Here is an 18,503-nt window from a genome sequence, read left to right on the forward strand (position 1 = left end):
TTTCTTCATGCTTAACCATTCGTTTTGACAACATTTCAATGATCTCTTTAGTGTTTTCGAACCGACTTTTGTCAGTTCTATTGTTTAACTTTTAATTTTTCGGTAAAAATTTACCGAAGTATTGGTTGATTATAAATATTTTAGTAGTTGTTTTGGTTTTGTAGTTGAAAGAAGTAGAATGTTCCAAATATTCAGTAAAACCAAATATATTGTTGTGTTTAAGATTGTGTTTTTACTTGTTTTACGATTCGTGTGAGTTTAAGACAACGGGTCTCAACTGCATTTAATTTGCGATTGAGACCCGTTGTTTATTATTTCAGATAGTTACTTAGTCATCAAAAGCTCCTATTGCGCTAAACATTAGTTCGGGAGGATTGTTATTTGCACTAAATTTTGTTCTAAGGATTACTTGAGCATTCTCTTTCATGTTGTAAAATGTCAACTCTTTCTTATTGGGTTGTTTTACATATCCATGATCGATAAGTTGTTTGATAACATCGGGTGAAGAGGCTTTAGCTTCGACTTCACCTTTATCTTCTCCATAAAACGGTATATGGCAGATACCATATAGCTTTGGATCTTTTTCACTCGGGACGATAATCATGATTGGGCAGTCCGGACTTGTAGTGATTATAGGGCCTATTCCGTTATCTACATTGACTATAAATCCATTGGCCTGATACCATTGGATAGCCTCTTCCATAGTTATTGATTCGAATTTGGTAAGAGGCCAGGGTATATTGACCGTGGTAGGAGACATCATATTTTCAATGTCAGATTTGAACATAAATTCCAGCCTTGGACTAAATTTATCTTTCGGTAAATTAGGATTGTTGATGTATATGGCACAAGTAAGTTTTGTAGTCTGATTATAATAATACTTGTTGATGCCGTCATCTGTGTGGACATTGATATCTGCAAATCCCAGTCCTAAAACATATCGTTCCAACTCTGCGGCATCAACCGGGTGCTCCTTATTTATATAAATGGTGCTTTTTTCAAACCACACCTTATTGTCATTATCCAATTGATAGGTAACAAGTGGATAGTTTGAATCTTCGGTATTATATGCGTAAAGACCTTTGTTGAGATCGCTCTTTTCAGAATTGAAACTATGGCCATAAAGTTGTTCGAAAGCTTCAAACAGCTCTTTTTGACAACCGATGGCTGCCAGTGGAGACCAAATGCCTGTTTTTTTATCTTTCAAATCTTCAAATCTTGTCCATGATGCTACGTCTTGGTTGTTCTCTTCCAGATATATTGTAGGTGTTTTGACCGACCATCCGGCTTTGGTGAAGACACGAAGAGAAGACTTTCCTTTTTGGTAGATCAACTCTCCATCTTTTGGTAAATTTTGATTAATAGGAGTCCACTGATTTTCGCGTAACATTTTGTCAAACTCTTTGCTTGATAAGAGTTCAAAACTTTTGGCTTCTATCGTGGCATAGCGATATTTTCGTTCTAATAGGTCAAAATGTAAGACAACTTTACCATAAGATTTTAGGTACTCCGGATCATTTATTTTGATTGTACAGGTATGAGTGCCTCTGTCTAATTCACCTTCTTTAACTACTTGGAACTCTTGACTTAACTCTTGATAAGTTTTGCCAAATTGGTTGGGAATTAATTTTTCAAAAGAGGTAATCTCTTGATTTGTCGGTTGGTTGTCATTGCTGTCCTTGCTGCATGAGAAAAGGCAAAAAGACAGGCATAAGACAATTCCCGCACTGATTGCTAATCGTTTCATCTTTTTAAAGTAAATAATGTTAATGGTTTCTATCTTGTGCCTCAAATGTACGATATATTTTTAGAATACATAACATTTTAAAGGAGGTGAATCTTGTATTAAATATATTTACGATAGTCGTCTGGAATCTTTATTGTTTGAGTAGTTGCTTAGATTGCCTCTTGTTGTACAGAATACACTGTATCGAGGACTTGTCTAATGCTTTCACATTTAATCGTTTGCGTTTTAGTTTTTACGGTGTAAGTGTTGTCACAAACTGATATTTTGCATGGTATTGTTTTGAGATTTTCTTCTGCTCTCTCTATTTGTATATGGTTTCTGAGCAATGCTTTTTTTAGCATTTGTTTGTATTGACCATCTTCTCCTTCAGTTTCGATGTAGTAATTGCAGAAACTTTTTACTCCAAATAGTCCGGTCTCTATATTGAAGTCCAGGCTCGGGCTTTCGAAGAAGTTGGTAAGAGTCCCTTCGATAGCCAAATCTTCGGGTGTCCCTACGTGAAGACCTGTCTCTTTGTTTAGCAACCATATACAGTCAGAAGTTTGTAGCGCCAAATCCAAGTCGTGTGTAGACATAAAGATTGTTTTTGAGCTTTCTCTGCTTAAATCATGGAGAAGTCTCATCATTTCAATTTTTGATGGATAATCCAGGAAGGCTGTTGGTTCGTCCAAAATAATGATGGCTGTCTCTTGTGCCAGAGCTTTGGCTATCATCATTTTTTGTCTTTCGCCATCACTTAGAGATTGTATTGGTCTATTTGCCAAATGCTGTATCCCAACATGTTTTATGGCTTGATTGACAATTGCTTTATCCTCTTTGCGCAATCTCCCCCAAAAATCCGTGTATGGGCTTCTTCCCATTGACACAATATCGGTTACAGTCATGTTTCGGAGGTTGATCTTTTCTGTCAGTACGACGCTTAGTGTTTTAGCCAGTTCGGTTGGTGTATACTCCAATCCGTTTTTCTCTTCAATGTAGACATCTCCCTCCAATTTTGGCAGGAAGCCACATAAAGTTTTAAGAAGGGTCGATTTGCCCACCCCATTAGATCCCAGAAGGCATGTCAATTCACCTTTGTTGATGTCTGCCGAGAGTTTTTTGGCAACTACATAATTGCCTTTTTTGTGATGATATCCTGTAGAAAGATTTTCTATTTTAATGCTGGTTTTACTCATAATCTGTACTGCCTATCGTCCTGCAAAGTTAAGTAAAATGAGAGATTCATTTGTGACTTTTATATCAAAAGGTGTTTGTCGGAGGCCTATGGCCTTTTTTGTAGAGGAGAATAGTCGACTATTTCTAACCTTTTAATCTGAAACAAACAGAGCTGAGTCGTTGTTTGGGCTCAGCTCTGTTTCTTAAGATAATTTCAAGATCTTTTCAAATCTAATGTCTGAATACGGATTATTAGAACTTGGGCTTCATACCTAGGTTGTACATTATGAATGCATAGATATCCGTTTGTTCTTGAAGGATTTTTGCTACCGGCTTACCTGCTCCATGTCCTGCTTTGCTGTCTATACGGATTAGGAGAGGTTGGTCTGTATTGGGGCCTGCCACATGCTGTAAGGTCGCTGCATACTTAAACGAGTGAGCCGGCACGACCCTATCATCATGGTCTGCTGTCGTGACGAGAACGGCCGGATATTTTACATTGCTTTTGATTGTGTGCAAAGGAGAATAGCTTAGTAGATACTTAAACATCTCTTCACTGTCTTGGGATGTGCCATAATCGGGAGCCCAATTCCATCCTATCGTAAATAGATGATACCTAAGCATATCCATAACTCCTACTCTGGGGACTGCAGCTCCAAAAATATCCGGACGTTGATTGAGTACTGCTCCGACGAGTAGTCCCCCATTAGAACCTCCTACAAGGGCAATCTTCCCCTTGGATGAATAACCCTCTTTGATTAAATATTCGGCAGCTGCTATGCAGTCATCAAATACATTTTGTTTGTTTAGTTGCGTACCGGCACGATGCCATTGTTGACCATATTCACCTCCGCCTCTAAGATTCATCTGTGCATAAATACCACCTGCATTGATAAAAGGTATTCTAAGGACACTAAATCCCGGATTGAGACTAATGTTAAATCCTCCGTATCCGTAGAGATATACCGGATTTGATCCATCGAGTTTTAGTCCTTTCTTGTAAGTTAAAGACATAGGGATCTTTGTGCCGTCTTTAGATGTGAAGAAAACTTGTTTTGTTTCGTACTTGCTTGGATCGAAATTAAGAGGAGATTTCTCGTAGACAGACATTTTGTTGTTGTCTACATCGTATGAAAAGATAGTAAGAGGGTAGGTAAAAGAAGAGAATGATATGCATGCTATGTTGCTCTTTTTGGATCCTGATACATCGGCATGCCCTATTACCGGAAGATCGATTTCTCTAATTCTTTTGCCATTCATATTGTATAGATACAGGTGTGTGGAGGCATCTTGATTGTATGTCAAGATAAAGTTTTTGCCTATGATTTGTGCATTCTCAAGCACCCCTGTCTGCTGCCCTACAAGCTCTTTCCAGTTTTTGAAATCCGGATCACTGTAGCTTGCTTGCATCAATCGATAACGCTCGGCACCATTGTTTGTCAAAACATAGAAATGCTTTTTGTCGCTTGCTACTACTGTGTATCTGTATTTGCAGTCGGGAGTGATGGTGGTAAAGGGTGATTTGCTTTCTTTCAGATTCTTGATGATGATATTATTTCCTTCTGCCATTCCATCCTCATCTAAGAATAGATAGTTCGGATTGTCGTAGACATTGACTGAATAAAAGCGTTTGGGATACTTCTTGTTTTCATATATCAGTTTGTCTTGTTTATAGTCATCACCCAATTTGTGATAGTAAATCTTGTGACCTTCATTTACATTCGAAAATTCTTTGCCTTTCACGGGAGCATCGTAAGCACTATAAAAGAACCCATCACCCTTCCAAGCCATATTTGTAAACTTAGCCCATAAAATATGATCGGGAAGGTCTTTTCCTGTAGAAGTGGACTTTACAAAAATCTCTCTCCAATCGGATCCGGAGCGTGAGATACTGTAGGCCATATATTTGTTGTCGTTGGAAAAAGAGATATCAGTGAGCGCTACAGTGCCATCTTTGCTAAGTGTGTTGGGGTTTAGAAATACTCTGGCTTTCCCGTCAATACCATCCTTGACATACAAAACAGCCTGGTTTTGAAGTCCATCCTGCTTATAAAAGAAATACTTGTTGCCGTGTTTCATCGGAGCTCCACTAAATGGTTGCTCACTATAAAGACGTTTTAATTCATCGTAAAGAGATTGGCGAAAAGGGATCTTTTGAAGATAGGCATTTGTCAATGCATTTTCTTGTTTGACCCATTTGGCAACTTCTTGAGTTGTGTCATTTTCCATCCATCTGTAAGGATCTGCAACTTTGTGACCAAAATAGTTGTCAACTGTTTGATCTCGCCGTGCATCCGGGTAGCTGAATGATTGAGCTACAGCAGAAGAAGATCCCAAAGTAATCATTCCTGCCAATACCATAAGGTGAGTTTTTAGTTTGTTCATATCTGTTATTACTAATTATTGACATTGTTGTTTTATCAAAGTTACTGCCAATTATTGGAATGCCAAATCTCTTGAAAATAACCATCTTCAAAGAAATTATTGGCCTTATATAATCTTCTGTCAGGAGGATGATTTGTTGCTCCTCTTGACATGACTCATGTGGAGTCTTATTGCTAAAGAGTATCCTTTTTAGTATCTTAGTCTTCATAAAGAATTGGAACCATGGAGATAAGCATATTACTTACCTTTCTTATAATGATTGTTTCGCTTGGCGGATTGTTCCTCCGGGCAGGTAAGTTATGTCTTATTGAAGAGAAGCAAATTAAAGAATCTGCAAACATCAAATACAATCTCATAAATGGTCTTTCCGCATGGACTGTGAAGTTCGTTCTGAGAGGCTTGTATTTGTTAAATACTGTTGCTTTGTTCGATGCTCAAAAAGTTGCTCAAACTACATCAATTCAATCTCAAAATCTCATATTCGAGGGTTAGGGTCATCTGACTTTCTTACCAACTTTGCCCGTTTTATAGTACGAAACGGGCTTTTTTATGCACTATTTTAACAAATAAGGTCGCGCGAGAAGCAATCTATTCTCGCGCGACTTTAGATCTGATCTCGCGCGACCTTGACATGCGAAGTCGCGCTACTTCAGGTGCAACCTCGCGCGAGGATAGGTTCAAAGTCGCGCGAGAATGGATTGCAAGTCGCGCGACCTTGCAAAAAAGGAGGCCTGAAGTGGGTTTTTAGGCAGCCAACTTGTCCATAAAAAGTAGCTTATACATATATTAACATATAGATAGGACGATTTCGTCCTATTATCCTGAGTCTTTGTACAGAAAGAGTCTGTTTTGAGATCAAAAATGGGCTGTTTTTAGGCCTAAAAATGGCTAAATATATTTACATTATTTATTAAAATGCAATGATTTATAAGAAAAATATATGGTATTATTCTCGGTTTTTAAGCTGCTATTTTGTAGAATATCTTCCACGAAATGTATTTGAATAAGTGAAAAATACGGACGACTTTTAACAGATTTAATCTGATTTTGTCGGTTAAATTTGCAATGGAAAAACAACATCTTCCATGCTAAAGAATTTATGAGTCTTTTGGGGGTTGATTTACATTTCTGATATGGCACAATTGAGTTATATACATCTATAAGTCTCTTTGAGTAGCCCCATTTTTCGTTAAAAAGTTAGATTCTATAATTTCAGCTACAGTTAAGATTGTGTATCTTTGTATGTCAAAGACGAAAACAAATCAAAACAATATATCAGATGAATAGTAAAGAGCTAATGAACAAAGCGGCGGACAATATCAGAGTCTTGATTGCCGCCATGGTAGAAAAGGCAAAAAGTGGTCACCCCGGCGGTGCTATGGGTGGTGCAGACTTTGTAAACGTACTTTACTCAGAATTCTTAATTTTTGATCCGGATGAGCCAAAATGGGCCGGTAGAGACCGTTTTTTCCTTGATCCGGGTCATATGTCTCCAATGTTGTATTCTCAATTGGCTATGATTGGAAAGTACACCATGGAGGATTTGCAGAATTTCCGTCAGTGGGGTAGCTGCACTCCAGGTCATCCGGAGGTAGATGTTGAGCGAGGTGTAGAGAATACATCCGGACCTCTCGGACAGGGACATACTTATGCTGTAGGTGCTGCTATTGCTGCTAAGTTCCTTGCTCACAGATTTGGCTGGATGATGAGCCAGACCATTTATGCTTACATCTCTGATGGAGGTATTCAAGAGGAAATCTCACAGGGTGCCGGTCGTATTGCCGGTCACTTGGGGTTGGACAACTTGATAATGTTTTATGACTCTAACGACATTCAACTCTCTACAACTGTAAAAGAGGTAGATAGTGAAGATGTTGCTATGAAATATAAAGCCTGGGGATGGCATGTGATTGAGATCAATGGTAATGATGTCGATGAAATCAGAAAAGCTATCAAGGAAGGTAAGGAGACAGTAGGAAAGCCAACCCTTATTATTGGTCATACCATGATGGGTAAGGGAGCTATTAAGGAAGATGGTACAAGTGGCGAAAATATGGTTTCCACTCATGGTCAACCTCTTTCTAAGGCCGGTATCGATATGAAATCTACCATTGAATCTCTTGGTGGAATTTATGAAAATCCATTCCGCATTTTCCCTGAGGTGGAGCAAATGTACAATGATAGACTTGATCATCTTCGCAAACTTGCAGCCGAAAGAAAGGTAGAAGAGGAAAAATGGCGTTCTGAAAATGAGGAGGTTGCCAAGAAGATGGATGCTTGGTTTAACAATGAGCTCCCCGAATTGGATTGGGATAGTATTGAGCAGAAACCGAGTCAGGCCACAAGAGCAGCTTCTGCAACATGTTTGGGCTTCTTGGCCAAGAATGTTGAAAATATGATTGTCGCTTCTGCCGACCTGTCTAACTCAGACAAGACAGATGGATTCCTTAAACATACACATGCCATTAAGAAGGATGATTTTAGTGGATGTTTCCTTCAGATGGGAGTTTCGGAATTAACAATGGCTTGTCTTGCTATTGGTATGGCACTTCACGGGGGTGTTATTCCTGCTTGTGGTACATTCTTTGTCTTCTCGGATTATATGAAGCCTGCCATGAGAATGGCTGCCCTAATGGAGCTTCCGGTGAAGTTTATCTGGACACATGATGCTTTCAGGGTAGGGGAAGATGGTCCTACGCATGAGCCTGTAGAACATGAAGCACAAGTTAGATTGCTTGAGAAATTGCAAAATCATAGTGGTCGCAACTCTATGTTGGTGCTAAGACCGGCAGATGTTGAAGAGACCACAGTAGCTTGGAAGATGGCTTTTGAAAATCTTCAGACGCCTTCAGCTCTCATCCTGTCTCGTCAGAATATTCCGGATTTGCCGTCTCATGACAATGATCGTCATAAAGATGCCAAGCTGGCTGAGTATGGTGCTTATGCTGTTAGTGAGGACGAAAAGCCGGAGTGCGTGTTGATTGCTTCCGGTTCGGAAGTTGCCACATTGGTTGATGCTGCGCGTATTTTACGTTCAGAAGGTTATCGCTTATCTGTGGTGTCTGTCCCAAGTGAAGGTCGTTTCAGAGAGCAACCTGAAGAATATCAAGAATCTATCATGCCTACAGGTGTTAAACGTTTTGGTCTTACAGCAGGCCTTCCCGTTACTTTGCTAAGTTTGGTTGGAGATGAAAAGGCTATTTATGGTCTCAATTCGTTTGGTTTCTCTGCGCCTTACAAGGTCTTGGACGAAAAGCTTGGCTTCACAGCTGATAATATTGCACAAAAGATCAAGGAAGTTGTAATAGAATAACTTATGACAGATAAGAAGGTAATTGGAATTTGTTCGGATCATGCAGGATATGAGCTAAAGCTTCATGTCATTGGTCTTCTTCATGAGATGGGTTATGAAACAGAAGATTTCGGTTGTCCCTCTGCTGAGAGATGCGATTATCCGGACTATGCTCATCCGATGGCTCAAGCTATTCAGGATGGCAAACTTGAGAGGGGAATTTCCATTTGCGGATCCGGCAATGGGATTTCCATGGTTGTAAATAAATATAGCAAACTCCGCGCTGCTCTTTGTTGGTGTGTCGAGATTGCCAAGCTTGCCAGACAGCATAACGATGCAAATGTCTTATCTATGCCTGCGAGATTTATCAGCCAAGAAGAAGCGGATCAGATTGTTAAAGCATTTTTCTCTACAGATTTTGAGGGAGGAAGGCATATAGAGCGAATTAACAAGATACCTATTCATTGATTTCCGAATAAGGTATCCGGTATATCAAAAAGCCCTTTGCAGCACATGATGCTCGCAAAGGGCTTTTGATATATAAGGCTATTTGTCCAATGGGAGTATCTCTATCCAATATCCATCCGGATCATGGATAAAATAGAGTCCTATCTCGTTGTTTTCATAACAAATACATCCCATTTCCTTATGATGTTTTCTCCATTCATCATAGTCTCCCGGTACTCTCAGACATAGATGATATTCCAAGTCCCCCAAGTTGTAGGGCTCTTTTCTGTCCCTTAGCCAGGTCAGTTCTAATGTAAATTCGGTGCTTCCATCACCTAAATATACAAGGATAAAGGATCCATCGGAAGATTCCTTTCTCTTGACCTCTTTTAGTCCGAGTGCTTGCTCATAAAAAGCGATGCTTTTCTCGAGGTTAAGTACATTGAAGTTAAAATGGTCAAATCTTGCCTTTAGCTTATCTTTTGTCATCATAATGTTGTTCTTTAATGTCACAAAGATAATGTTTTGCCAAAAGTCTTTTCGTTTTTACTTTTTATTGTACCTTGCTGATGGTTATCTAAATGTTTAATAGATATCTGTAATTCATTTGATAATAGATTGTTACGTAACTCTTGTCTCTTCGGAAAGTTGTTAAAAAGATAAACTTAGGTAAAAGTTATATCATTATTGTCGAGTGTAAAATCAATTTATATACTTTTGGAAGACGATTATAGTAAGAACATCATCATAATGATTGGTGAAACCATATAAAAGTAACGATATGAAAGTCGGATTGTTTATACCGTGTTATGTGAATGCGGTTTACCCGGAGGTGGGGATAGCGACATATAAGCTGCTCAAAAGTCTGGATGTGGATGTGGATTATCCTATGGATCAAACTTGTTGTGGCCAGCCAATGGCCAATGGCGGATTTCAAGACAAGTCTTATAAGATGGCTCTTCGTTTTGAGGAGTTGTTTGACTCGTATGATGTGGTAGTTGGTCCGTCTGCCAGCTGTGTAGCCTTTGTCAAAGAAAATTATGACAATATTCTTAGGCCACACAATCATGTTTGCAAGACAGCTCAGAAAGTCAGAGATATTGTAGAGTTTCTTCATGATGATTTGAAGATAACATCCCTTCCTTCAAGTTTCCCACATAAGGTAAGTATTCATAATAGTTGCCATGGTGTAAGAGAATTGGGCTTATCTACTCCGAGTGAGCGAGGTCTTCCTTATCAGAATAAGGTCAGAGATTTGCTAAATCTTGTTGATGGGATAGAGATTTTCGAACCGAAGCGAGTTGATGAATGTTGTGGCTTTGGAGGGCTATTTTCTGTTGAGGAGCCGGAAGTGTCGGCCTGCATGGGTATGGACAAAGTAGAAGATCACATGAGTACCGGAGCCGAGTATATTACAGGGCCTGACAGCTCTTGTCTTATGCATATGCAGGGAGTGATTGATCGTAACAAACTTCCAATCAAAACAATTCATGTCGTACAAATCTTAGCAGCAAACTTATGAGCACTAAACACAGCAAAGCGGCTGCAGCCTTTTTGAAGAATAAGGCTCAGGAAAAATGGCAGGATGAGACATTGTGGATGGTCCGCCATAAGAGAGATATTCAGAGGGATACATTGCCCGAATGGGAGGATTTGCGTCAGCTTGGTCATGACATAAAGCGCTATAATGTGACCCATTTGGATGAACTTTTGGTGCAGTTTGAAGAGAATGCCAAAAAGAATGGTGTCGTTGTGCATTGGGCCAAAGATGCTAAAGAGCACAACGAAATTATGTATAACATTCTCCGAGAGCATGGTGTCAAGAAGTTTGTCAAGAGCAAGTCTATGCTTAGTGAAGAGTGTGAACTCAATGATTACCTTATAGAGAGAGGAATAAATGTAATTGAGACCGACCTTGGTGAACGAATCTTACAGCTGATGAAGCTTAAACCGAGTCATATTGTATTACCCGCTATTCATATAAAACGAGAGCAAGTAAGTGAGTGTTTTCATGAAAAACTTGGGACAGAGAAGGGTAATAGTGATCCGACCTATTTGACTCGTGCTGCTCGAAAAAGTCTTCGTCAAGATTTTATCACAGCTGATGCAGCCATGACGGGTGGTAATTTTGCCGTAGCATCTACCGGAGAGATTGTGGTTTGTACCAATGAAGGTAATGCAGATATGGGCATGTCGTGTCAAAAACTTAATATTTGCAGTGTAGGTCTTGAAAAAGTGGTGCCGGATTTGGATGCTGTAGGTGTCTTTACGCGCCTTTTGGCAAGAAGTGGCACGGGGCAGCCATCAACAACTTATACATCTCATTTTCGTAAGCCCACTAAAGGTGGAGAGCTTCACTTCATTATTGTTGATAATGGGCGAAGCGATATATTGGCCAATAAGGATCATGTGAAGACACTCAATTGTATTAGGTGTGGTGCATGTATGAATACTTGTCCGGTATATCGTCGTTCAGGAGGCTATTCTTACACCTATTTTATACCGGGTCCGATTGGGATTAACTTGGGGATGCTCAAAAATCCGCAAGAGTATAGTGACAATGTATCGGCTTGTTCTCTATGTTTGTCTTGTAGCAATGTCTGTCCGGTGAAGATTGATTTGGGCGAACAGATTTATCGTTGGAGACAAGATTTGGATAAACTTGGAAAAGCAAATAGAGAAAAGAAACTTATGTGTCAAGGAATGTCCCTTGTAATGAATGGTCCTAAGCGATTTAATACTGCTCTTGCTTTTGCTCCTATTGCCAATAAATTGCCACGTTTTATGATGTATAATAGCCTGAATGCGTGGGGACAAGATCGAGAGATGCCAAAGTTTGCATCAGAAACTTTTAATTCATGGTGGAAAAAACAAATTAAGAAGTGATTGTTATGGACAGCAGAGAACAGATATTAAATAGTATTAGACAGCATACCATAAACAAAGAACCTAAGCCGTCTATGACTTTCACCCCTATCACATTTGAGGATAAGGTGGCACGTTTTATTGAAATTTCGAAAGGAGTAGGTGGCGAAGCTGTCGAACTTACCTCCGGAGAAGATATCAATGAATTAATCAGAAAGTATTATCCTGAAGCTCAGAGAATAGCATCAGATTTGTCATACATCAGTATAGCGACATATAAACCTTCGGATATTAAAAATCCCGGAGAGATGAATGGTACAGATGTGGCTGTTATTGAAGGTCATATAGGTGTATGTGAAAATGGATGTGTTTGGGTTGATCAGTATGATGATCTTAGAGCTCAGTTCTTTATTTCCGAATATCTTGTTATCATCTTGGATAAGAAAAATCTTGTCCATAATATGCATGAAGCATACAAGAAGGTGGCGGAAATTGATTCAACTTCACCTTATTCGGGATTTATTAGCGGACCATCGAAAACTGCCGACATTGAGCAGGCTCTTGTCGTTGGTGCACATGGAGCCAAGGGCACGCTCGTGATATTGAGGTAGATTGTGATTTGGCAGCGAAAAAGATAATTGCTTGCCCTCCTTTGATTTGAGTGTTTTATCAATACTCTTTTCTTGGAAGAGGGGTTGTGTCAAGTGGAAATTGACGCAACCCCTCGTTGTTTTTGCCTTGGCTATCTCATGCTGATTAGCTACATTTGTCAAGCCTCGTCTTTTCTGAAAATATAAGAACGAGGGTGAAATTGATAAAAGGTGTCATTGCCAATGAGGGGTCTTATGGCTTGATTGATAGAGGGTGTTTGTAGTCAATGGTTTTCTTATAACCCAAATATCTCTTAATGAGGTCGCTTTTATAAAGTTGTAGAGCTATATGAACGCTGTTATAGACTAAAATAAGCTCAGATATATTGACATCTACGGATTTAATAAGATCCAAATACACCGATATATTTACTATGATAATAATATGATTGCTTGCTATTTCTTAAGATGAACAGATGGGAGTATTGTATATAAAACTCAGTACTCATAATCAATTATCATCGGTAATCGTTGCAGTCATTCAAAATTAATATGGAGAAATTTGTTCATTTACATGTTCACTCGCAGTACTCGGTACTTGATGGACAATGTAGTATCAAAGATTTGGTCAACCATGCCATAGATGATGGTATGCCTGCTTTGGCTCTTACCGACCATGGTGTTATGTTTGGGATCAAAGAGCTGATCAATACAGTCAATGGGAAAAACAGTTCTCATAAAAAGGCCATATCTTCTTATCAAGAGGAGCTTAAGTCTTTAGATGAAAAAGACAACTTGACAGCAGAGGAGGAGACAAGAAAAGGTGAACTATCTAATTTGATTGAGGAGGAAGAATCTAAACTTCTCAAACCCATTATAGGTTGTGAGTGTTACTGTGCAAGACGAAGAAGGTTTGATAAAGACAGTGATGTTCATGATCCATATCATCCAAATCGTTCGATTGATGCCAGTGGTTACCACCTAATTGTTTTGGCAAAGAATCTTCAAGGGTATCACAACCTGGCAAAGATTGTTTCTTATGGTTGGACCGAAGGATATTATTATCGTCCAAGAATAGATAAGGAGCTTCTTGAAAAATATCATGAGGGCCTAATCGTCTGTTCTGCTTGCTTGGGAGGAGAAATCCCTCAGCACATTTTGGCTGGAAATATAGATAAGGCAAAAGATACTATCAAGTGGTTTAAAAACCTTTTTGGTGATGATTATTATCTTGAGATTCAGCGGCATAAAACTAACAACCCTAAAGGAAATCAGGAGACTTATGAACTTCAGAAGAAGGTCAATCGGGTGATCCTTGAGTTGGGAAAAGAGTTAGGGGTCAAGGTTATAGCAACGAATGATGTTCACTTTATATCAGAAGAGGCTGCTGAGGCTCACGATCGGTTGATCTGTCTTTCGACTTCAAGGGATTTGGATGATCCAAACCGAATGAGGTATTCTAAGCAGGAGTGGTTTAAGTCAACGGGTGAAATGAATGAAATTTTTGGTGATATCCCCGAGACACTATCCAATACATTGGAGATTGCAGATAAGGTTGAATATTATAGTATTGATAACAAGCCTCTTATGCCGGACTTCCCAATCCCGGAAGGATTTAAGGATGACGACGATTATCTGCGGTATCTTACCATGAAAGGGGCAGAAAAAAGATATGGAGACAACCTTACCGATGAGGTAATGGATCGAATCAATTTTGAGCTTGGAACCATTCAATCTATGGGATTCCCCGGTTATTTCCTTATTGTCCAAGATTTTATCAATGCAGCCAAGAATATGGGGGTCTCAGTCGGTCCCGGTAGAGGTTCTGCCGCCGGCTCTGCTGTCGCTTTTTGCCTTGGTATAACAGATATTGACCCTATTAAGTATGACCTTCTTTTTGAGCGTTTTCTGAATCCTGACCGTATTAGTATGCCTGATATTGATGTGGACTTTGATGATGACGGTCGAGCGGAAATTCTTAGATGGGTAACAGAAAAGTATGGCAAAGAGAGGGTAGCGCATATCATTACATATGGTACTATGGCTTCTAAGAGTGCTATCAAGGATGTGGCACGTGTCCAAAAACTTCCTTTGCCGGAAAGTAATAGACTTGCCGGATTGATACCGGATAAGATAGAGGGAGTGAAAAAGGTCAATATTAAGGCGGCTATTGAGGCGGTGCCCGAACTTAAACAAGCCACTTTGAGTCCTGATCCGAATGTGAGCGAAACCCTTAAGTATGCTCAGATGCTCGAAGGGAATGTTCGCAATACGGGAGTACATGCTTGTGGTATTATTATTGGTAAATATGATATTAGTGATGTAGTGCCGGTCAGTACGGCTAAGGATGGTGATGAAGAGTTGTTGGTTACCCAGTATGAAGGGTCGGTCATTGAGCAGACCGGTCTGATCAAGATGGACTTTTTGGGTCTTAAAACACTTTCAATTATTAAAGAAGCACTTGCCAATATTAAGAAATCCAAAGGGATTGATTTGGACATTTCCAACATACCTTTGGATGATGAGAAAACTTACAAGCTATATTCAGAAGGACGAACTATTGGTACTTTCCAGTTTGAATCTGCCGGTATGCAGAAGTATCTTCGTGAGTTGCAGCCCAGTGCATTTGAGGATTTGATTGCCATGAATGCTCTTTATCGTCCGGGTCCAATGGAATATATACCAAGTTTTATTGCTCGTAAGCATGGACGTGAGAAGATAGAATATGATCTTCCTCAGATGGAGAGGTATCTTAAGGATACTTACGGAATTACAGTTTATCAAGAGCAAGTCATGCTTTTGTCAAGAGAGCTTGCCAACTTTACAAGAGGTCAATCCGATGAGCTCCGTAAGGCTATGGGAAAGAAGCTTATCGATAAAATGAACGCTCTGAAAACAAAGTTTCTTGATGGTGGAAAGAAAAACAATATCGAAGAGAAAACTTTGCTAAAAATTTGGGCTGACTGGGAGAAGTTTGCCTCTTATGCTTTCAATAAGAGCCATGCTACTTGTTATAGCTGGGTAGCTTATCAGACTGCATATCTTAAGGCAAATTATCCATCTGAATATATGGCAGGGGCACTTAGTCGAAATTTGAATAACATCACAGAAATCACCAAGTTGATGGATGAATGTAAGAATATGGGTATTCAAGTGCTGGTGCCGGATATAAATGAATCGGATCGCAAATTTACTGTAAACGCCAATGGCGATATTCGATTTGGCCTTTCCGCTATCAAAGGGATGGGTGCAGGAGCTGTGGAGGCAATTCTTCGAGAACGATCTGAAAATGGCCCATTCAAAGATATTTATGACTTTGTGGAGAGGGTGGATATTTCTCAATGCAATCGTAAATCTCTTGAATGTTTGGTTTTGTCAGGAGGTTTTGACTCGATGGATTTTAAGCGAGAGCAGTATATGGCCCCATGTGGCAAAGATGAAACTTTTATCAATTCACTGATGAATTATGGAAGTATTGTCCAAGAGGAGGAGCATATGGCTGCCAATAGTTTATTTGGCGATGATGAGTGTTTGGCTATACCGAAGCCTCAGCCAATGGAGGTGCCGGAATGGAACATTCTTGAAAAACTCAACAAAGAGAGAGATCTTGTTGGGTTGTATCTTTCTTCTAATCCGATGGAACCATATAAGGTTATTCTCAATTATTATTGCAATACTCATATGGAACAGCTTGACAATTTGGAAGATCTAAATGGTAAGAATCTTGTCATGGCCGGTATTGTGACAAATGCAAAAACAGGAATATCCAAAAAGAACAATCCTTATGCAGTGATTACATTGGAGGATTTTAGCGGAACGCATGAGTTTCCCTTGTTTGGACCGGCTTATATTACTTATTCCAATTTTGCAAAAGAGGGACTGTATTTGTTAATCAAGGCAAGTGTAATTCCAATGAAGTGGAGGCCCGAAGAGCTTACTCTAAACATAAACAGTATCAATTTGCTTCCGGAAGTAGCTGATAATCTTATCAAGAGAATTGAGATATCTTTGGACCTTCATACAATAAACGATATAATCGTTGACTCTATCCTTGAACATATCTCTTTGCACAAAGGAACTGTGGATATGGATATTACATTGCGATCAGAGAAAAAACATATGAAGTTTGCAGCTACGAAAGTCAAGGTGAATCCCACACCCGAATTTGTCAAGTATTTTGAACAAAATAAAGTTCCATTAGTTGTATATTAGTAACTCTTACTAACTTTGGGCTTGTGAAGAATCAGTTTAGGTTAGATTAATATAAAGAGAAGAATAAAACAGTATAATATTTAAATGTAAATCAAAATGGCAAAAGAAATCACAGTAGACAACTTTGAGAGTCTAAAGGCAGAAGGAAAGCCAATGGTAATTGATTTTTGGGCAACATGGTGTGGTCCATGCAGAATGGTTTCACCTATTATTGATGAACTTTCAGAAGAATATAAAGGTCAAGTTATCATTGGCAAAATCGATGTAGATGAGAACAATGATTTGGCTGTACAATTTGGTGTGAGAAATATCCCGACAATTCTTTTCTTCAATAAAGAAGGTGAGATGGTCAATAAGTTGGTGGGTGCTCAACAGAAGGCAGCTATCGTGGCTGAAATACAAAAGATTATGTAATAAGCCTCCTTTTGGCTCTTCGTATCGATGAGATACGGACGAAATATATTGTTGGCTGTGGTGTATGAGAGTCGGATCTTTTCACCGCAGCCTTCTTTTTGCCTAATATCGGTATTGGCTGTAACTGTGGACTAATTGATTAACTTTATCGCCCAATGAGACTGCTTTTGCCTTGAAAAGGAAATGTAAGGGTGCATAACTTTAATGATTATGAGATGCGTTTGCCGTATATGTAGTTAGGATGAAGCATGTCTGATTAATTTTTTGAAACATAATATATAAGGAATATGTTGGCCGCATTGATGTTTTTTACACGCTTGCCGTGGTGGAGACTGGGAAGTCCATCCAAAAAAGATTTCCAAAGGGTTGTTGTCTATTTTTCTTGGGTGGGATGGTTTACAGGTCTTGTGATGGCTCTTGTATTCTTTTTATCGGCATACATCTTCCCTGTCTGGGTAGCAATAATATTTGCTCTTATAGCTCGTCTGATAATGACCGGATGTCTTCATGAAGACGGATTGGCCGATTTTTTCGATGGCTTTGGAGGGGGAGTTACTAAAGAGCGGATTCTTGAAATTATGAAAGACTCTCATATCGGTACTTATGGTGTGATAGCCTTGATTATGTATTTTATGCTTTTTGTTGCCATGATAGAGTCTAATCCATTATTTGATGTCTTCTATGATTGGCAGAGTATAGGGTATATAGCCTTGTGTCTCTTTGCTTGTGATCCTTTGTCAAAGGGGATAGCTATCAATGGGGTTCTTCTATTGCCTTATGCGAGAAACGAAGAAACAGCAAAGAGTAAAATAGTTTATGATGCGTTGTCTGTTGGGGATAGGCTTATTTCTCTCTCCGGGGCATTATTGCCTCTTCTTGTTTTGTCTATCTTTGTGAGTCCCTTCTTGCTATTGGTGGCGATAGCACCAATTGTCACAACAGCTCTTTTGGTTTCTTTGATGAAAAGGAGATTACAAGGCTATACCGGAGATTGTTGTGGGGCAACTTTTTTGATGTCTGAATTGGCATCACAAATTGTGGTTTTGATGGTTTCATGCCATTTGTGATAATAACATTTGTAAGTAAAGCAGATCGTTGAATGAGTAAAAAAGAAGTATTACCTGAAGAAGAGATACTAAAAAGACTGAGGAATCCTCGAACAAAAAGGGAGGCCTTTGCCGAGTTGGTAGCTCGTTATTCTAAGGCTCTTTACTGGCAGGCAAGGAGAATTGTCAAGAATCACCAAGATGCTGATGATATGGTTCAGAATCAATAGTGTCCTAAACGTTTTTGACGAATAAAAAGAAAAGGGTAGGTTTGTATTGAACAAAAAAGAACAGCTCCAAGAGCTGTCACCAACCACCCTTTTCATGGCAAATATAACACTATTCGCACA

The 18,503-nt window shown here is 39.3% G+C and carries 14 protein-coding genes; 10 read left to right on the forward strand and 4 right to left on the reverse strand.

All coding sequences use genetic code 11. From position 1 onward, the window contains the following. Positions 1-328: 328 nt before the first annotated feature. From ACFO3G_RS06825 to ACFO3G_RS06835, 3 genes are all read right to left on the reverse strand, one after another. Positions 329-1,747, reverse strand: coding sequence for a hypothetical protein (locus ACFO3G_RS06825; RefSeq protein WP_380079255.1), 1,419 nt, complete (start codon positions 1,745-1,747; stop codon positions 329-331). A 149-nt stretch (positions 1,748-1,896) separates the two neighbouring features. Continuing rightward, a complete protein-coding gene (locus ACFO3G_RS06830; protein ID WP_380079257.1) occupies positions 1,897-2,922 on the reverse strand; it encodes an ABC transporter ATP-binding protein in 1,026 nt (341 codons plus the stop codon). 232 nt (positions 2,923-3,154) lie between these two features. After that, entirely contained in the window at positions 3,155-5,287 is a 2,133-nt protein-coding gene (locus ACFO3G_RS06835) for a prolyl oligopeptidase family serine peptidase (RefSeq protein ID WP_380079259.1), read from the reverse strand. 222 nt (positions 5,288-5,509) lie between these two features. Between ACFO3G_RS06835 and ACFO3G_RS06840 the strand changes: the two genes are divergently transcribed. The 3 genes from ACFO3G_RS06840 to rpiB all read left to right on the forward strand — a co-directional run bounded on the left by ACFO3G_RS06840 (position 5,510) and on the right by rpiB (position 9,047). Beyond that, a complete protein-coding gene (locus tag ACFO3G_RS06840) occupies positions 5,510-5,779 on the forward strand; it encodes a hypothetical protein (protein ID WP_380079261.1) in 270 nt (89 codons plus the stop codon). Between the two features lie 787 nt (positions 5,780-6,566). Next, positions 6,567-8,600 (forward strand): transketolase family protein, encoded by a 2,034-nt coding sequence (locus ACFO3G_RS06845; protein WP_380079263.1) that lies wholly within the window; start codon positions 6,567-6,569, stop codon positions 8,598-8,600. A gap of 3 nt (positions 8,601-8,603) precedes the next feature. After that, positions 8,604-9,047: a ribose 5-phosphate isomerase B gene (gene rpiB, locus ACFO3G_RS06850; protein WP_380079265.1), complete on the forward strand. Its 444-nt coding sequence runs from the start codon at positions 8,604-8,606 to the stop codon at positions 9,045-9,047. Positions 9,048-9,125: 78 nt separating this feature from the next. On the opposite strand, the gene ACFO3G_RS06855 is transcribed toward rpiB, so the two are convergent. After that, positions 9,126-9,515, reverse strand: a complete 390-nt coding sequence (locus ACFO3G_RS06855; RefSeq protein ID WP_380079281.1) for a VOC family protein — start codon at positions 9,513-9,515, stop codon at positions 9,126-9,128. 292 nt (positions 9,516-9,807) lie between these two features. Here ACFO3G_RS06855 and ACFO3G_RS06860 point away from each other — a divergent pair, with 292 nt between their 5' ends. The 7 genes from ACFO3G_RS06860 to ACFO3G_RS06890 all read left to right on the forward strand — a co-directional run bounded on the left by ACFO3G_RS06860 (position 9,808) and on the right by ACFO3G_RS06890 (position 18,383). Beyond that, the gene (locus tag ACFO3G_RS06860; RefSeq protein WP_380079267.1) at positions 9,808-10,548 is read left to right on the forward strand and encodes a (Fe-S)-binding protein; all 741 of its coding nucleotides are present in this window, start codon (positions 9,808-9,810) and stop codon (positions 10,546-10,548) included. Further along, positions 10,545-11,912 (forward strand): lactate utilization protein B, encoded by a 1,368-nt coding sequence (locus ACFO3G_RS06865; RefSeq protein WP_380079269.1) that lies wholly within the window; start codon positions 10,545-10,547, stop codon positions 11,910-11,912. Before ACFO3G_RS06860 ends, ACFO3G_RS06865 begins: the two co-directional genes overlap by 4 nt. Before the next feature lie 5 nt (positions 11,913-11,917). Further along, positions 11,918-12,502, forward strand: a complete 585-nt coding sequence (locus ACFO3G_RS06870) for a LutC/YkgG family protein (RefSeq protein ID WP_380079271.1) — start codon at positions 11,918-11,920, stop codon at positions 12,500-12,502. Positions 12,503-13,033: 531 nt separating this feature from the next. Beyond that, positions 13,034-16,693 (forward strand): DNA polymerase III subunit alpha, encoded by a 3,660-nt coding sequence (dnaE, locus tag ACFO3G_RS06875; protein WP_380079273.1) that lies wholly within the window; start codon positions 13,034-13,036, stop codon positions 16,691-16,693. A gap of 96 nt (positions 16,694-16,789) precedes the next feature. Next, complete coding sequence (trxA, locus tag ACFO3G_RS06880) at positions 16,790-17,107, forward strand: thioredoxin (protein WP_380079275.1); 318 nt, start codon at positions 16,790-16,792, stop codon at positions 17,105-17,107. 287 nt (positions 17,108-17,394) lie between these two features. Next, on the forward strand, positions 17,395-18,174 hold the full coding sequence (locus tag ACFO3G_RS06885) for an adenosylcobinamide-GDP ribazoletransferase (protein WP_380079277.1): 780 nt from the start codon (positions 17,395-17,397) through the stop codon (positions 18,172-18,174). 32 nt (positions 18,175-18,206) lie between these two features. Then, positions 18,207-18,383, forward strand: coding sequence for an RNA polymerase sigma factor (locus ACFO3G_RS06890; protein ID WP_380079279.1), 177 nt, complete (start codon positions 18,207-18,209; stop codon positions 18,381-18,383). Positions 18,384-18,503 lie beyond the last annotated feature (120 nt).

The organism is Falsiporphyromonas endometrii (assembly GCF_042654485.1).
GTDB lineage: Bacteria > Bacteroidota > Bacteroidia > Bacteroidales > Porphyromonadaceae > Porphyromonas > Porphyromonas endometrii.